Genomic DNA, 16,408 nt, shown 5'->3' on the forward strand with positions numbered 1-16,408 from the left:
TTTTGCTGGAATATTGCATTTTTCAAGAGTAGAATGTTTTGTTGAGGAGCGAAGTAAATATGAAGAGAAAAATTGAAAAGAAATATGTCGATTATCTTGTAAAGAAAACCGAAGAGATCATAAATATTGATTCTCCCACGGGTTATACCGAAGAAGCCGCTTCTTTTGTAAAAAATGAATTTGAAGCGCTTGGTTTTAATGCTTATTACACGGTTAAAGGCGGTATTATTGTCGAGTTTGGCGGCAAAGATAAAGACAACGGGCTCCTTCTGGAAGCTCATGTTGATACGCTTGGCGGAATGGTCTCTAAGATCAAGTCAAACGGCAGACTGGAGCTTACAAATCTCGGCGGTATGAATCCCAATAATGCCGAGACTGAAAATGTTAAAGTCATTACGAAATTTAACGGTGAGTATGAAGGTACTTTCCAGTTAAACGATGCCTCGATCCATGTTAACGGAAAATATAACGAGCAAAAAAGAGACTGGGACAGCTGTGAAGTTGTTCTTGATGAAGATGTAAAAACTGCCGATGACGTCAAGAAGCTTGGAATCGCCATCGGTGATATAGTCTGTTTTGATCCGAATTTCAGAGTGACAAAGAGCGGATATATCAAGTCCAGATTCCTTGATGATAAGCTCAGTGTCGGAATTTTATTTGCTTATGCAAAATATCTTAAAGATAATAACATTACCCCTGAAAGAGCTATATATGCCCATATAACGGTTTTTGAAGAAGTTGGGCACGGTGGATGCGGAAGCGTTCCCGAAGGCTGTACAGAGGTAATTTCTGTTGATATGGGATGCGTCGGAGAAAAGCTTGACTGCAGTGAGAGACAGGTTTCTATCTGTGCGAAAGACAGCGCGGGACCGTACAATTACAATGTTGTAAAGTCTCTTATCAAGGCAGCAATGGATAATGATATTGACTATGCCGTTGATGTATATCCTTTTTACGGAAGTGACGCCGAAGCATCGCTTCGTGCCGGAAACGATCTAAGGCACGGCCTTATAGGCGCCGGTGTCTATGCTTCTCACGGATATGAAAGAAGTCACAAAGACGGTGCAGAAAATACACTTCGCTTATTATTGGCATATACAACTGACTAAAGGAGTGTGAAAAGACTACATTATGAAGTATATTTATGAGACTCACATGCACACCAAGGAAGCGAGCGCCTGCTCCGGAACAGAGGCCCGCGAGTTCATTAAATACATGTCCGATCTTGGTTACAGCGGAATAATTATTACAGATCATTTTTTTAACGGAAACAGTTGCATTCCCAAGGATCTTCCCTGGGAGGAGAGAGTAGAGAAGTATTGCAGCGGCTATGAGCATGCTCTTGAAGAAGCCAGTAGTACAAATTCAGATCTGGTTGTCATGTTCGGTATAGAATATAATTTTCACGGAGATGAATTTCTTCTTTACGGAGTAGATAAAAAGTGGCTGCTTGATAATCCCGATATTCTTGAAAAGAGCAGACATGAAGTTTATGAATCCGTGCATAATTACGGCGGAATAATGATACAGGCTCACCCTTACAGGGAAAGAGGCTATCTAAGCGAAATAAATCTGACACCTTCGGTTTGCGACGGCGTTGAGGCTTACAACGCATGCAATCCCGATTATCAGAATTCACTCGGCTACCAATATGCCGTTGAGAAGAATTTCAGAATGTCCGCCGGTTCCGATATTCATAATCCCGGACAACCTGATATGGGCGGAATGAGCTTTGATCATAAGATAAATTCAATAGACGAGTATGTCAAAGCTTTCATGAATAACGAGGGAACACCGGTATTTATGAGAGATATATCTTCAAATCGTGAATTTAAGGAAGTGTCAGGCGATAAAGCTCTTACGGTACCTACACAGGGACCGACACTTGAAGTTATCTGGCATTGAATATTTAGTTAAATGGAGAGGTTATTTATTTTAAAGATAAGATAACCTCTTTTTTATGCTTGTTTTTAGGTTGTTTTTGATATAATGATAAAAAAGTATTGTTATTAAAGGAGGTATTTGAATATGGCAGATATCACAAGTATTATCAAGCAGATTTCAGGTAACAAAGATCTTTTAAAACAACTTTCGGCGGCCGATCTCAGTCAGGCAAAGGATCTTCTTGCAAAAGCAAACATCAATATTGACGAGGCAGATGTCAAAAAGGTTCAATCGGCACTTGCAGACGGCAAGTTTGACCTTGGTGATATCAAGAATATTGCCGGAGGATTATTTAAGAAATAAAACTGTACAATTTGGAAGCAATTGATAGTAGTTTTGTATTAAATATACTTTTTCGCAAAATTCTAGTTTTACGAAAAAGATATAGTGTGATAATATAGATATATGGGATTTAATCCTATATATCTATATTTTATTGGTTATAAAACTGTACCTATTGGAGGAAAACTTACTATGCCTGAGAACAAAACGCAATACTCTGATAAGATTAATGAGCTTTTAAATGAAATGCCTGAGTTTGTTTCAGATTTCATATATAACTTCGGTCGTGTTGAAAATTATGCGACTAAACTCGAATATTGTCGTGACATAAAGGTCTATCTTGAATATATTGTAAGTTACCTTCCAAAGCACTGCGATAAAAATATTAAGGAATTGTCCATAGATGACGTTGCAAATGTAGAGATCCTTGATATAAACAGATTTCTGACAACGCTTTCAGGTAATCACAAGGAATCAACGGTTAAAAGAAAACGCGCTTCATTATCCAGTATGTATGGCTTCTTTGTTGCTACGGGAAAAATGCCACGCAATCCAATTGCCGCTACCAAGACAATTAAAATTCCAAGCAAAGATGTTATTTATTTAACAAATCAAGAACAACGTGTACTTCTGGATACTGTAAGGCATGGAACAAATCTTCACGATTCTGTCGCAAAGGTACATTATATCTATGCTGACAGAGATTCGGCCATGTTTTTGTTGCTTCTTGATACAGGACTGCGTGTTTCCGAGATGCTCGATACGGATATTATTGACTATAATTTTGAGGAATGTAGCGTTGTTGTCACAAGAAAAGGCGGTGATACGCAGACAATCTACTATTCCGATGAATGCCGAGATTATCTGGAGATATATTTCACATCTCAAAAGGCCAAATTTGGCTTATCCTCAAAGAATCTTAAATTCCCCGCCTTCACCACTACTACCGGCAATAGGCTGGGAGTGCGTGCGGTCGAAATTCTGGTAAAGAAATATGTTTCTGTATGCCTTCCGGAAAAAACAAGGATAATATCGCCTCACAAATTAAGATCAAGTTTTGCGATGAGTTTTTATGCTGCAAGCGATAATGATATTCTGCTTCTTAAGAAAAAAATGAATCATAAGAGTATTCAAACAACAAATATATATGCAAAAGCCTCTGATACAGCTATGAAAGAATCCAGGTCATTGTTACAGGGATTGAGATGAAAATATCACTTAAAGTAAATATGATTGAATAATAGAAAGTTTTGAGAAAACCTGCTTGAGAATCAAATTTCTCCAAGCAGGTTTTTAACTAAATTATTGTTTCGAAGCTTCTTTACTTGCTTCGATATTTTCGCTGTCTTCATTAGCTATTTCTTCAGGTGTTTTATCCACGAAAGAGGTATAAATAGCCACATGATCGTAAATACATCTCCAGGAACTCCATGACTTTGCTGTAACACAGATATAATGTTTTCCTGTAGCAGAGACTTCATAACTGGCCGCGCATGATCCTGCCTGATGCACATAACCGGTTTTTGCTCCCATTACTGTACCAAGAGTATCTTTATCTTCTATTCTTCTGATAAAAAGGTTGCTTATATTTATTCCATTCGGCGCAGCCTTTGTAGGGGATGTAGTATACTCTTTTGTAGAAAGGATTTCATGGCAAAGTTTATTCTCTTCGGCAGCTTTTAAAATAATCGCAATATCCAATGGCGTGCAATAAAGGTCCTCATCAAAAATTCCGACACAGTTCGTAAAATGCGCAGAACCTGAAAGTCCGAGCTCTGCAACTTTCTGGTTCATAAGCTCTACGAAGGCCTCTTGAGAGCCTGCAACATATTCGGCAAGTCCGATAGCTGCATCAGCGCCTGATTTAAGAATCGTACCGTACATAAGGTCTTTGACTGTCTGTTTGTCGCCGACATCAAGACCTACGTTACTACAGTCATTTTCTAAGACATATTTGACGATGCCTTCATTTATCTCATATTCGTCATCAAGGCTTTTTATATGTTCCGCTGCAACCAAAACTGTCAATATCTTGGTCATGGATGCCGGAAACATTCTAGTCTTGGCGCCTCTTCCCGCGATAACTTTTCCGGTATCAAGATCGAGAAGAACAGCGTATGAACTGGCTACAAAGTCTTCTTTTTCTTTATTGTTGCTGTTTAAATGAGCAACATTAGTCTCCATATAATCAACTTTATAACCCTTGAAGAATGAACGCGCATCCTCGGATTTTTCCAAGAAAGGATTTAACTCGACTTCTTTTATTTCTGTATCGACAATATCATGTGCTACTTCATCGTCCCCTTGTTCGGTCATAGTATCGAACGGTCCATCCTTCGGTAAGGTTATATGGACTTTGCTTATGATAAATACAAATACTGTTACAAGTAACGCAACCCCCGCGGCTAGTGAAACTGTATGTACGATTATTTCTTTTCTTCGTCTTAATTTATATTCTCTAACGGAAAGTCTTTGTCCGTTTCTTTTTCTGTAAGTTCTTCTCCCTAAAGAACGTCTTCTCTTTCTGCTGTTTCTCAAATTTTAAATCCACCCTAATAAAAAAATACAACAAGTAAATGTTATCATTTTTTTATCTATTTGTTCAAGTGGAAAAAGCTACAAAATAATGAAAAAAAAACTTACATGAATGTAAAACTCACTTTTTTTAAAGGTTTTTTCTGTATATTTAACAAATTTCACTTAAATTCTGTTGAATAATATGGAACTATCAACGATTTTCCTGCAATTATGTCGGAAGCATCCGCAAGATTATTTATATTGCATACTTCCGTAATATAATCATTTATATCGTCGTAATGATCGGATGAATACAGACTATCGGCTATCGTCCAAAGACTATCCCCGTAATTCACCGTAATTGACTTGTAATACTTATATTCAGGCATATATGTATCAGACTGCGCATCTGAATTAAAAACAGAAATGTTAAACATTATAAAAAAAATAAGAACAGACAAAACAGCCATGAGCATAATAAACTGTCGTCTTACAATCTTCCTGCGTCGTATCTTGTTATTTCTGATTCTGACCTCACTTTCACTGAAATATCTCGGATCGTTGTACAAACTTGCTGCAATCATCATTGCTTCGCTCATAATCTTCACCTCTCTGTAAAATACGAACAAATATTTGCGAACAACCGTTCTGTTATCATAATATCGAGCAAACATTCGTTTGTCAAGAAAAAAAGAGAACATATTTTCTCGAACAAACATTTGTATTATGCTTTTCTCTATGATATACTTGGATTAGATTAGGAGGTTATTATGGATAAAAGCAAACTCACACCAATTCAGCAGAAAATTCTTGATTATATCAAAGAAGAGACATTAACAAAGGGCTTTCCTCCGTCAGTGCGCGATATCTGCGCTGCGGTAAATCTTAAATCAACATCTTCTGTTTTCACACATCTAGGTAATCTTGAGAAGAAAGGTTATATTAAGCGCGACCCCACCAAACCTCGCGCAATAACCATCTGTGATGACAGCTTCAATATGATAAGGACAGAGATTGTAAGTATTCCTGTTGTCGGACAGGTTGCTGCAGGTGCACCTATTCTTGCGGAAGAGAATATAGATTCATACATTCCGATTCCCGCATCTATGTGCCCCAAGGGCTCAGATGCATTTATTCTGAATGTTAAGGGCGATTCAATGATCAATGCAGGCATATATAACGGCGATCAGATTTTCGTTGAAGTATGCAATACTGCAAAAAACGGCGATCAGATCGTTGCTCTTATAGATGACTCTGCTACCGTTAAGACTTTTTATAAAGAGAATGGTCATATCAGACTTCAGCCCGAAAATGATTCTATGGATCCGATAATCGTCGATGACTGTAAGATCCTCGGAAAAGTATTCGGAGTAATGAGATTTTATAAGTAATTTATCATTAATGAAATAAATAACGGTCGGTAAGATTCGGGTTTAAAACCTGATCATACCGACCGCTTTATTATTGTATTTAATTATTATAATCAGTTAAGATTATCTTTCTCTATCGGCTTACCATCGCGCCATATTCTCTCAAGATCGTAGAATACTCTGTTTTCGCTGTCAAAAACATGAACAATGATATCACCGAAATCAAGCAATATCCAGTTTGCCGATTCATATCCTTCAACATTCTTTGTAAGATATCCGGCTCTTCCGAGAGCATCCTGAACACTGTCTGCCATTGCCTGAACCTGGCTTGAGTTAGTTCCGTTTGCAATGATGAAATAATCTGCAAGTGTAGAAATTTCGCTTATATCAATGGCGTGAACATCAATTCCTTTTCTGTCTTCCAACGCTTCCATCGCCATCAAAGCCATCTTCTTTGAGTTCTCAATATCTGACATATTCACCTCGTTCTTAATTATAGTATTTCTTATAGAACTCATAAGCTTTCATGGTTGTATCATCACACTCTTTACCTATGGTTCTTAAATATACGATCGAATTGTGCAATATATGCGCAAGGCATCTGTCTATATCCGTGAAAGCCTCTTTTCTGATAATATTCATGTCATCAAGCGGCTTACGGTTTGGTTCGATAAAATCTGCGATATATACTATCTTTTCAAGAAGAGACATATCTTCTTTTCCGGTCGTATGATATCTTATCGCATTTAGTATCTCGGGATCCCTGACTTCGTACTTTGTACTTGCGATATACATTCCGGCTTTTGCATGAAGAAGAGAATGATTCCTTCTCTCAACATCAGTGATCTCAATATTATTTTTTTCGCATATATTAAGTTGCTCTTCGTGCGAAAGGCATTTGGCACAATCATGCAGAAATCCTGCGATCAAAGCCTTGTCAACATTGGCACCGTGTACCATTGCAAGAGATGCACTTGTATATGCAACACCGAGAGTATGGTCGTATCTGTCGGGCTTTAGCTCTTTTTCAAGCTCTTTTCTAAGTTTCTGAGTAATCTCCAGGGTCTTCATTTATATAATCCTTTTAAACAAATAAACTCTATGCACTCTTTGGGAACCATATATTTAATACTTCTGCCCGTTCTTACTCTTTTTCTTATATCCTGCGACGAAATATCAATTCTGTTAAATGTAAGAAGCTGTATGTCTACATCATACTGTTTAAGCAGCTTTCTTCTTACATTATCAAGGGCTGCAACATCGTGGTTGTCTCTTACGGCAGCTAAAATGGTACATGACTTTAAAAGCTCTTTTGCATTATACCAGGTTTCAATATCAACAACGGCGTCTCCGCCAAGTATCAGGTATAATTCATCGCCAGGATACATGCTTCTTAGTTCCTGAAATACATCATATGTATAGGTTCCCTTGGGCTTATCGATTTCAATTCTGGAACAAGTAAAATATGGATTATCCTTGATCGCCAACTTGACCATATTGTATCTGATATCACCCGATGACAGATTATTGCCCTTCATAAGATGAGCAAGCTTCTCGGGGATAAATATCACTCTGTCCAGACCATATTGCTCCCTTGCGGCTTCTCCTAAAAGAAGATGTCCGTAATGAATTGGGTCAAAATTTCCAATAAGAATACCAATCTTTCTGCTAGCCATAAGAGTGCCTCCGTAATGGTAAAAATATCAGTTTACAGCCTTTTTTGTCTTGGGTAATACAATCTTGGGTTCATCCTTAAAAGGTTTGTATAATACAAATTTTCTTCCAATAACCTGCACGAGATCGGAACGTGTTCTTTCCGAAACCATTATCGCAACATTTGATACGTCATCCATGCAGTTCTTTAAAACTGTGATCTTAACAAGTTCATGTGTATTGAATGTTTCAGCAATTGCGTCTATTATTTCCGGAGTTACGGTTGATTTTCCTATCTGAAAAACAGGATCGAGATCTGCCGCAAGACTCTTTAAATAAGCTCTTTGTTTACTGGTTAAAGTCATTATGTTTCATCCTCTTCATCATCATAATCATCTGTATCGTCTGCAGGAACGGTGTCCGCATTTCGATAGTATTCAAAGCTGTATCCGTACATTCTGACAGTATCGCCTTCGTTAATATGGAGTTTCTCAAGTTCATCGAGAATACCATTGTCCTTGAGGAAGTTCTGGAAGAATGCAAATCCTTTCTCAGATTCGAGATTGGTATAACCGAGCATCTTCTCAATCTTAGGTCCTTCAATGACATATTCTTTCTCATCGCTGTCATATGTGACTGTAAATGCCTCATCAGTCTCACGAGCCATTGTTTCAGGGAAGAATTCCTGTTCAAATACAACCGATTCCTCAGGCATTTCATCAAGAGTCCTACTTACATAGTATAGCAGTTCCCTGATTCCTTTTCCAGTCAGTGTTGATGTGGCAAAAACCTTGACTCCGAGAGGTTCGTATTTATCTCTTATCTTTTTGATGATCTCCGACTCTTCTCCGTCGGGAAGCATATCTACTTTATTTGCTGCGATTACCTGGGGCTTGCTGGATATATCCGCATTGTAGTTCTTTAGCTCTGCGTTTATCGCTTCTATATCTTCCAGGGGATCGCGTCCCTCGGTAGATGCCGCATCGACTACATGTATCATCATTCTGGTACGCTCAATATGTCTTAAGAACTCATGACCAAGTCCGAGTCCTTCGGAAGCGCCCTCTATAAGTCCGGGGATATCCGCTACAACAAATCCTCTTGCATCGGAAAGATCAACTACACCGAGCATAGGTGACAATGTGGTGAAGTGATAATTGGCAATCTTGGGCTTTGCATTTGATACTTTGGACAAAAAAGTTGATTTACCGACATTTGGGAATCCTACAAGCCCAACATCAGCAATAACTTTAAGTTCAAGCATAACTTCAAGCATAAGCGCAGGTTGTCCTGGCTGTGCATATTTGGGTGCCTGCATGGTGGATGTGGCATAGTGCATGTTACCGTTTCCGCCGCGACCGCCTTTTAAAACAACAACCTTTCTGTTATCTCCGCTCATATCGGCAATGACTTTGCCTGTATTTGCTTCTTTTATGACTGTTCCTTCCGGAACTTTTATATATAAATCCTCGCCATTTTTACCATGGCAACGTCTCTTATTTCCGTCCTGACCGTTTTGTGCCTTGTATTTTCCGCCGTAATGAAAGTCTGCAAGTGTATTGATTCCTTCATCAACGACAAAAATTATATCTCCGCCTTTTCCGCCGTCTCCGCCATCGGGGCCGCCGTTAGGTACATACTTTTCTCTTCGAAACGAAACGTGTCCGTCTCCGCCTTTTCCGCTTTGTATAAAGATTTTGGCTTTATCTACAAATACTGGCATAATCTGTCCCTTTTCAAAATTCCTATTCAATAAAATATGGGCTTCAAACATATCAGTTTGAAGCCCTGCTAAATTAAATTACTTATTCTCTACAGGATGAACGCTAGCCTGCTTTTTATCTCTGCCCTTGCGCTCAAATCTAAGAACACCGTCAACAAGTGCATATAATGTGTCATCGCTACCGATTCCAACATTTACACCGGGATGAATGTGTGTTCCACGCTGTCTGTATAAAATATTACCGGCCTTAACGAACTGTCCGTCAGCTCTTTTTGCTCCAAGTCTCTTGGATTCTGAATCTCTACCGTTCTTGGTTGATCCAACACCCTTCTTATGAGCAAAAAATTGAAGGTTCATATTCAACATGACTTATCCCTCCTAAATTTAATGTTCAAAAACTTCTTACCGTACTCTTGGAATATACTATTCACACCAAGTTCAAAGGATCTCAGAAGTAAATCTGCATCCTTCGACGGATCATGTTCAAAAGAAATTGAAATGTACCCGTCATCTTCATTCTGATCGAGATTGAAAACGTCTTCGGTAAACTTCTCAAGTGAATTGATAAGATTTATCGTAAGAACCGATATGGCAGCACATACAATATCTTCGCCGCTGTCGGCAAAACCCGCATGTCCGCTACATTCAACTCTCTTATATGAATCTGTTGAAGATTTGGTAAATGTAATAGTAGTCATTATTCCGATTTGTAAATAAATTACAGTGTGATCTTGTTAATCTTAACAAGTGTGAAAGGCTGTCTGTGACCATTCTTCTTGTGATAGCCAGTCTTTCTCTTGTACTTGTAAACAACAACCTTCTTAGCACGGCCCTGCTCAACAACTGTTCCGCTAACTTTAGCTCCGCTAACATCGCCGGCAACCTTAAGTGCCTTGTCATCATTTACTGCAATAACATTGTCAAATGTTACTTCTTTTCCGGGCTCTACATCAAGCTTCTCTACCTTGATCTCATCGCCCTCGGAAACTTTGTACTGCTTTCCACCAGTTACAATAATTGCGTACATAAGTTACCTCCTTCTTCAAAAAACTCGCTAACTTTGGCGGGATAAAACCACTTAAGCCTAGTTATGCGGCATACCAAGATATAATATCATTGATAAATACTGTTGTCAACAGCTTTTTCGACATCCTTCAATATTTCTTTTAACGTTTTATCGTTTTTGTTTCGGGTGAGCTCCATTATGCCAAGCCCCGTCACGTCTATAAAGCACGTATGTACCTGCTCATATTTGCAGAACGCTTTAACTTTATGTATCAGTTCTTCGTATTTTTCGTCATCATCCATATTGATAAAATCTATAAGAATCATGCCGGTGAGATTCCTTAGGCGTATCTGCCTGAATATCTCGTTTACGGCTTCAAGATTTACCTTAAAGGCAATATCATCTTTTCCCTTAATGGCTTTGCCCGTATTTACATCGATCGCGTTAAAGCTCTCAAGCTGTTCGATTATGATATATGCGCCGCTCTTGAGCCACACTTTCCTGTGTTTAAGATCGTCGATTGCAGATCTGATGCCGTGAATACCCGTATCTTCAATGACGGAATAATCCGATTCACCTCTAACTTTAAGAAAAGCTTCGGCATTTTCTATATGCTGCGCCGTGCTTCCGTTATCCGACCTGTGAATGCAGCTGTAAGTCGTCCTGTTTCTTCCGTCTGACAGGATTTTTGCCAGTTCATCAAGGCATGACTTAAATGAATCCTCGATAACGTTAAAGGCTTTCTCTTCCTCAATTTCTGAAGCCTGTGTCCTTATTATGATCCCCGCCGTTGCGCCTGAAAGTTTTTCGTGATAAGCATCCATGATATTTTCATAATCTTCTTTTATCTTATCAGAAAGAAACGTTCTTATATCGTCAGAAAGCTTTATCGATGAGCCGACGCCGTATTTTCCGAGAGTTACGGCGACATAATTATCAGATACCGACAGATTTGTTGTAAGCTTGGTCTTCTTAGTCTTAACCGCCTCGGATTCCACCTGAACAATAACATCGTCACCGTTTTTCAGAGTGTCATCGCTTGTAAATTTGCGATTGATAACACAAGCACCTGTTATGTTTTTGAGAGGAAGATATCCGGTCTTATCCTTGTCATATCTGACAAAAGCGGCATTTATGTTCTTTACGATATGATCGACTTTGGCAACATAAATATTTCCAAGCTCATTATCTCTTACAAAAGAAAGATACTCCATCTTATTGCCGATAAAAGCAGTTACAACAGGCGTATTCAAATATTCGGAAATAATAATCTCAGACATTTAAATAAAACCTCGTTTGCATATCATCTGTTATAAATGGCTCAATATAGGGCTTATCTTCGTTTTCGACAAGCCTGTATATATCAAGTCTGTGAATTGCCATCGCATGAGGCGCAAGTTCCTCTTTGATATGGTCAAAAAAGCCCTGTAGCAAAAGCGCCGGCTTTAAAGTCGCACTGCTGCTCATACTGAGCAAGAGCTCAACGTATCCCTCTTCCTTGTTAAAAGAAAAATCAAATATTAAAGGCTTCATATCAATTTCTTTTTCGCCCTTCTTTGTTTTCTTCATTGCAGGAAGCGAATCAAGAGAAAGATATTCCCTGAATTTCTCAATCCAGTCGTAATCAGGGATAAATTTTTCCCTGAAAGAAATTCTATATTTTGCCGCATAAGCCGCGGTCATAGCCTTTTCGTCTTCATCCGAAAGTTCTCTTATCGCAAGAATCTCAATACCCTCATTCATAACAGCGTTTAACCTGTTCATGATATCTTCGGCGCTATTCATGGTATTAACCGTAATATCCATGTATTCGCCGTCGCTTGTGGCACCTACGCTGAGCGGTTGGGCAAAAGATATGATCTGATGCGGACTGAAGCCTTCAGAATACTTAATGTCTATCTCGGCTCTTCTTATAGCCTTCTGAAAATACCTCATTACATCAAGATGGCCGATAAATTTGATCGGGCCGTTTTTGGAAAATTTTAGACGTAATTTATTCATGTATATATTTATCCTTTTTACTTGAGTTTGTTCTCAAAGCAAACTCCGACGCCGTATGAAGCGGCTCCGCAGCCAAGACAGCCGTTTCTGCAGTTGCTTGACTTGTTTCCTGCAAGAGCATTTTTCCATTCACGAAGAAGGAAGGACTTGGTAACACCGCAGTTTAATATATCCCAAGGGAAAATCTCATCGTCGCTTCTCTCCCTTACGGTATAGAACATCGGATCAACTCCGCATTCCTTGAAGGTATCCATCCATACGTCAAACTTGAAATACTCGCCCCAGGCATCAAAGATACAGCTTTTTTCATATGCTTTCAGGATGACGTCGCAAAGCTTTCTGTCGCCTCTTGCAAGAACGCCTTCCATCATACTCGCATCTGCTTCGTGCCAGTTGTACTTGATATGCTTCTGGTTAAGCTGTGACATGATGCCTTTTCTTGTCTTATTGGCCTTTTCAAGAAACTCTTCTTTCGTATTCATGGGAGCCCACTGGAAAGGTGTAAACGGCTTTGGCACAAAGAACGACGTACTTGCAACAATATCAATTGTTCTTCCGTTTCTCTTTTCCTTCGGAACGGTCTCGAAATATTCCGCAGCAACCTTATTGGCAATCTCTCCGATTCCCAGGATATCATCATCCGTCTCTGTCGGAAGTCCGAGCATGAAATAGAGCTTAACTTTGTTCCAGCCTCCGAGAAATGCCTCATGTGAGCCTCTTAAGATATCTTCCTCGGTAAGACCTTTATTTATAACATCTCTCATTCTCTGAGTACCGGCTTCGGGCGCAAATGTAAGACTGCTCTTTTTTACATCCTGAACCTTACTCATAACATCAAGCGAAAACGCATCAATTCTAAGCGAAGGAAGAGAAATATTGACCTTTCTCTCATTACAGCTCTTTATCAGGAAATCTATAAGCTCGGGAAGTTTTGAATAATCACTTGAACTCAGAGAGCTAAGTGAGATTTCTTCATATCCCGTATTCTTAAGCGATTCAATGGCAAGTTCCTTAAGATGCTCGACATCTTTTTCCCTGAGAGGTTTATAGAGTTGTCCGGCCTGACAGAATCTGCATCCTCTGATGCATCCTCTCATGATCTCGAGAACAACTCTGTCCTGAGTTATCTTGATATAGGGGACAACAGGTTTGGTCGGATAAAAAACATCTGATATTTCCAAACACATCTCTTTTTTGATGGTTTTGGGAACATCATCATATATCGGAAGCATGGATTTAATAGTGCCGTCTTCCTTGTATTCGACATTGTAAAGTCCCGGAACATAGATACCGGGCATCTTTGCACAGGCATGAAGGAAATCTTCCCTTGAAGTTCCGTCGGCTTTACATTTTTTATAATAATCAAAGATCTCTCTGTATCTTGTCTCGCCTTCGCCTATATAGAATATGTCAAAAAAGTCCGCGATAGGCTCCGGATTATATGTACACGGTCCTCCGCCTATGACAATGGGATGATCCCATGTTCTGTCTTTTGCCAAAAGCGGAATCTTAGAAAGATCCAGAATCTGCAATATATTCGTGTAACACATCTCATATTGCAAAGTAAATCCGAGAAAATCAAAATCCTTGACAGGTTCTTGAGATTCCAACGCAAAAAGAGGAATGCCCTCTTTTCTGAGGACTTCATCCATATCAAGCCACGGTGAATAAACGCGCTCACACCAGACGTCCTCAAAAGAATTGAACATTCCGTATAAAATCTGTATTCCCAGGTGTGACATACCAATCTCGTAAACATCAGGAAAACACATGGCAAAACGAATATCAACCGCTTTTTTATCCTTCATAATGCTGTTGACTTCGTTGCCGATGTATCTTTCAGGTTTCTCGATACTTAAAAGTATGTCATCTGACAGTGCTAAATTGTAATTCATATTTTTCCCTTATCGTCTTGACAATTCGTCTGTAACATCCTCCCAGCTGACATTTTTCTCAGCCATAAGGACCATCATATGATACAGGAAATCAGAAATTTCGTAAACTATTTCTTTTTCCTCGGGATTTTTGGAAGCAATAACGATCTCTGTTGCCTCTTCACCGAGCTTTTTAAGAATCTTATCCACGCCTTTGTCAAACAGGTAATTTGTATAAGAGCCCTCTCTTGGATTGACCTTTCTGTCTTTGATAACATCAAACACGCTGTCAAGAACCTTCTGAGGATTCTTTTCGGTGTAGTTTCTGCTGGCAATCTCATTAAAGAAGCAGGAATACTTTCCTGTATGACAAGCTGCGCCTATCTGCTTAACTTTCGCAAGAATCGTATCGTAGTCGCAATCTGTATAAATAGACTTTACGTACTGATAATGTGAACTTGTCTCGCCCTTGATCCAAAGCTCGTTGCGGCTTCTGCTAAAATATGTCATCTTGCCGGTCTTGATCGTAGTGTTATAGGCTTCCTCGTTCATATAAGCAAGCATAAGAACCTGATCCGTACGATAGTCCTGAACAATTACGGGAACCATACCTTCGGAATTTTTTTTAAGCTGATCCCATGAAAAAGCAGCTTCAAGTCTAAATACAGGTATGCCTTCGCTCTTGCAGACATCCTTCCATTCGTTTATCCTTCCGTAATTTGCATTTACGTATGTTCCGGTAACGCCATGAATCTTCTCGGATTTAAGATTCTCTATAAGACCGTTGTCATCGCCTGAAACAACATATAATACAACGGGCAAAAGAGAATTCGTCATAAACTTACCGTTTTCGCCTAAAAATATAAGCTCCGATGCAAGATTATCAACATTTTCAATATCATTTGTTATATTCTGAGGATTGCTATAGCAGATGCCAATCTTGTCTTTGCCGAACTTATCCGAAACTTCTTTAAGGATTTCTCTGTTACCCTCTTTTGAATAATTAAGAAATGCCTTTTTGCATCCCGCATACAGAAGTTTCTTGATATCCTCCATGCGCTTTACGTTTCCTGCGCCTAAAACATCAACGTCAACGGCTTTGCAGATCTTCTGAAGCATATGAAGTGAATCTTCGTGGAGCTTGTCATTTCCTTCGGGTGAAAGATCGAAAACTATAAGCTCGTCGGCACCCGCATCCGAATAAGCTTCCGCAAGAGCTGCGGGATCTTCGCTGATAACATCTGTTTTTGTAAAGTCAGACCATGCCTTATCTTCACAAAGATAAATGCAAGGTATAAATTTCTTGTTGTCTGTCATAATTTAAAGGGCTCCTTTTGTACTGAGAACATCATTGATTCTTGGATCGAAACATGTAGCCTCATCAAGCGACTTGGCGAATGCCTTAAACATGGCTTCAATCTTGTGGTGCTCGTTATATCCCGTTATAACTCTGAGGTGAATATTCATCATTGCTGCATAAGAAACAGCATAGAAAAACTCACTCACAAGCTGTGTGTCAAAATCTCCGACCATCGGCGCGTTAAAATCCGCATCCATCACAAAATAAGGTCTTCCGCAAAGATCCACGGCACTCATGACAAGAGTTTCATCCATTGGAAGGATCATGCTTCCGTATCTCTTGATTCCTTTCTTGTCCCCGACCGCCTGCAATATAGCCTGCCCAAGAACAATTCCTGTATCCTCGACAGTGTGGTGTCCGTCAACATTCAGATCTCCCGTAACCTTCACGGTAAGATCGAACAGACCGTGTTTTGCAAATCCTTCAAGCATGTGGTCAAAAAAGCCGATGCCTGTTGAAATATCACTTGTTCCCGTTCCGTCAAGATTGATGGTCACGGTAATCTGAGTCTCTTTAGTGTTTCGGGTAACACTTGCAATTCTGTTATCCATAGCTTGTGTCTCCTTGTTGTTAAGTACAAAATATTGTTGTTATTTAATGACTAAAAACTGTAAACTTGCATTTTATGGACTTTTTAGAAAGTACACTTGCAATTTTAAAACAATTATATACAATTAC

Annotated in this window: 20 protein-coding genes; 5 read left to right on the forward strand and 15 right to left on the reverse strand. The window is 39.2% G+C overall.

The window, feature by feature from the left end; all coding sequences use genetic code 11:
• Nucleotides 1-59: 59 nt before the first annotated feature.
• The 4 genes from BLP87_RS01980 (at nt 60) to BLP87_RS01995 (ending at nt 3,435) form a co-directional block, all read left to right on the forward strand.
• Nucleotides 60-1,109, forward strand: a complete 1,050-nt coding sequence (locus tag BLP87_RS01980; protein WP_074461203.1) for a M42 family metallopeptidase — start codon at nt 60-62, stop codon at nt 1,107-1,109.
• A gap of 22 nt (nt 1,110-1,131) precedes the next feature.
• Nucleotides 1,132-1,905 carry a PHP domain-containing protein gene (locus tag BLP87_RS01985; RefSeq protein ID WP_074461204.1) on the forward strand — a complete coding sequence of 258 codons (774 nt, stop codon included), beginning with the start codon at nt 1,132-1,134 and terminating at the stop codon, nt 1,903-1,905.
• A gap of 123 nt (nt 1,906-2,028) precedes the next feature.
• Nucleotides 2,029-2,247, forward strand: a complete 219-nt coding sequence (locus BLP87_RS01990) for a hypothetical protein (protein WP_074461205.1) — start codon at nt 2,029-2,031, stop codon at nt 2,245-2,247.
• A gap of 171 nt (nt 2,248-2,418) precedes the next feature.
• Nucleotides 2,419-3,435: a tyrosine-type recombinase/integrase gene (locus BLP87_RS01995; RefSeq protein ID WP_074461206.1), complete on the forward strand. Its 1,017-nt coding sequence runs from the start codon at nt 2,419-2,421 to the stop codon at nt 3,433-3,435.
• 93 nt (nt 3,436-3,528) lie between these two features.
• On the opposite strand, the gene BLP87_RS02000 is transcribed toward BLP87_RS01995, so the two are convergent.
• Nucleotides 3,529-4,764: a D-alanyl-D-alanine carboxypeptidase family protein gene (locus tag BLP87_RS02000; protein WP_074461207.1), complete on the reverse strand. Its 1,236-nt coding sequence runs from the start codon at nt 4,762-4,764 to the stop codon at nt 3,529-3,531.
• 158 nt (nt 4,765-4,922) lie between these two features.
• A complete protein-coding gene (locus BLP87_RS15695) occupies nt 4,923-5,342 on the reverse strand; it encodes a LysM peptidoglycan-binding domain-containing protein (protein ID WP_176756587.1) in 420 nt (139 codons plus the stop codon).
• 171 nt (nt 5,343-5,513) lie between these two features.
• Between BLP87_RS15695 and lexA the strand changes: the two genes are divergently transcribed.
• Entirely contained in the window at nt 5,514-6,134 is a 621-nt protein-coding gene (gene lexA / locus BLP87_RS02010) for a transcriptional repressor LexA (protein WP_074461208.1), read from the forward strand.
• A gap of 92 nt (nt 6,135-6,226) precedes the next feature.
• On the opposite strand, the gene rsfS is transcribed toward lexA, so the two are convergent.
• The 13 genes from rsfS to hisB all read right to left on the reverse strand — a co-directional run bounded on the left by rsfS (nt 6,227) and on the right by hisB (nt 16,281).
• On the reverse strand, nt 6,227-6,589 hold the full coding sequence (rsfS, locus tag BLP87_RS02015) for a ribosome silencing factor (RefSeq protein ID WP_074461209.1): 363 nt from the start codon (nt 6,587-6,589) through the stop codon (nt 6,227-6,229).
• Nucleotides 6,590-6,602: 13 nt separating this feature from the next.
• The gene (gene yqeK, locus BLP87_RS02020; RefSeq protein WP_074461210.1) at nt 6,603-7,184 is read right to left on the reverse strand and encodes a bis(5'-nucleosyl)-tetraphosphatase (symmetrical) YqeK; all 582 of its coding nucleotides are present in this window, start codon (nt 7,182-7,184) and stop codon (nt 6,603-6,605) included.
• A complete protein-coding gene (nadD, locus tag BLP87_RS02025) occupies nt 7,181-7,789 on the reverse strand; it encodes a nicotinate-nucleotide adenylyltransferase (protein ID WP_074461211.1) in 609 nt (202 codons plus the stop codon). Before nadD ends, yqeK begins: the two co-directional genes overlap by 4 nt.
• Nucleotides 7,790-7,816: 27 nt before the next feature.
• Nucleotides 7,817-8,131 (reverse strand): ribosome assembly RNA-binding protein YhbY, encoded by a 315-nt coding sequence (gene yhbY / locus BLP87_RS02030; protein ID WP_074461212.1) that lies wholly within the window; start codon nt 8,129-8,131, stop codon nt 7,817-7,819.
• Nucleotides 8,131-9,489 (reverse strand): GTPase ObgE, encoded by a 1,359-nt coding sequence (obgE, locus tag BLP87_RS02035; protein WP_074461496.1) that lies wholly within the window; start codon nt 9,487-9,489, stop codon nt 8,131-8,133. Before obgE ends, yhbY begins: the two co-directional genes overlap by 1 nt.
• Nucleotides 9,490-9,567: 78 nt before the next feature.
• Nucleotides 9,568-9,855, reverse strand: a complete 288-nt coding sequence (gene rpmA, locus BLP87_RS02040) for a 50S ribosomal protein L27 (RefSeq protein WP_026654869.1) — start codon at nt 9,853-9,855, stop codon at nt 9,568-9,570.
• On the reverse strand, nt 9,849-10,187 hold the full coding sequence (locus BLP87_RS02045; RefSeq protein ID WP_074461213.1) for a ribosomal-processing cysteine protease Prp: 339 nt from the start codon (nt 10,185-10,187) through the stop codon (nt 9,849-9,851). Before BLP87_RS02045 ends, rpmA begins: the two co-directional genes overlap by 7 nt.
• 20 nt (nt 10,188-10,207) lie before the next feature.
• Nucleotides 10,208-10,516, reverse strand: coding sequence for a 50S ribosomal protein L21 (gene rplU, locus BLP87_RS02050; protein WP_074461214.1), 309 nt, complete (start codon nt 10,514-10,516; stop codon nt 10,208-10,210).
• Between the two features lie 86 nt (nt 10,517-10,602).
• On the reverse strand, nt 10,603-11,775 hold the full coding sequence (locus tag BLP87_RS02055) for a ribonuclease E/G (RefSeq protein WP_074461215.1): 1,173 nt from the start codon (nt 11,773-11,775) through the stop codon (nt 10,603-10,605).
• Nucleotides 11,768-12,496 carry a TIGR03936 family radical SAM-associated protein gene (locus BLP87_RS02060; protein ID WP_074461216.1) on the reverse strand — a complete coding sequence of 243 codons (729 nt, stop codon included), beginning with the start codon at nt 12,494-12,496 and terminating at the stop codon, nt 11,768-11,770. Before BLP87_RS02060 ends, BLP87_RS02055 begins: the two co-directional genes overlap by 8 nt.
• A 17-nt stretch (nt 12,497-12,513) precedes the next feature.
• Nucleotides 12,514-14,391 carry a TIGR03960 family B12-binding radical SAM protein gene (locus tag BLP87_RS02065; RefSeq protein WP_074461217.1) on the reverse strand — a complete coding sequence of 626 codons (1,878 nt, stop codon included), beginning with the start codon at nt 14,389-14,391 and terminating at the stop codon, nt 12,514-12,516.
• Between the two features lie 9 nt (nt 14,392-14,400).
• Complete coding sequence (gene hisIE / locus BLP87_RS02070) at nt 14,401-15,687, reverse strand: bifunctional phosphoribosyl-AMP cyclohydrolase/phosphoribosyl-ATP diphosphatase HisIE (protein ID WP_074461218.1); 1,287 nt, start codon at nt 15,685-15,687, stop codon at nt 14,401-14,403.
• 3 nt (nt 15,688-15,690) lie between these two features.
• Nucleotides 15,691-16,281 (reverse strand): imidazoleglycerol-phosphate dehydratase HisB, encoded by a 591-nt coding sequence (hisB, locus tag BLP87_RS02075; protein WP_074461219.1) that lies wholly within the window; start codon nt 16,279-16,281, stop codon nt 15,691-15,693.
• Between the last annotated feature and the right edge of the window lie 127 nt (nt 16,282-16,408).

Origin of the sequence: Butyrivibrio hungatei (assembly GCF_900101605.1) — a bacterium.
GTDB lineage: Bacteria > Bacillota > Clostridia > Lachnospirales > Lachnospiraceae > Butyrivibrio > Butyrivibrio hungatei_B.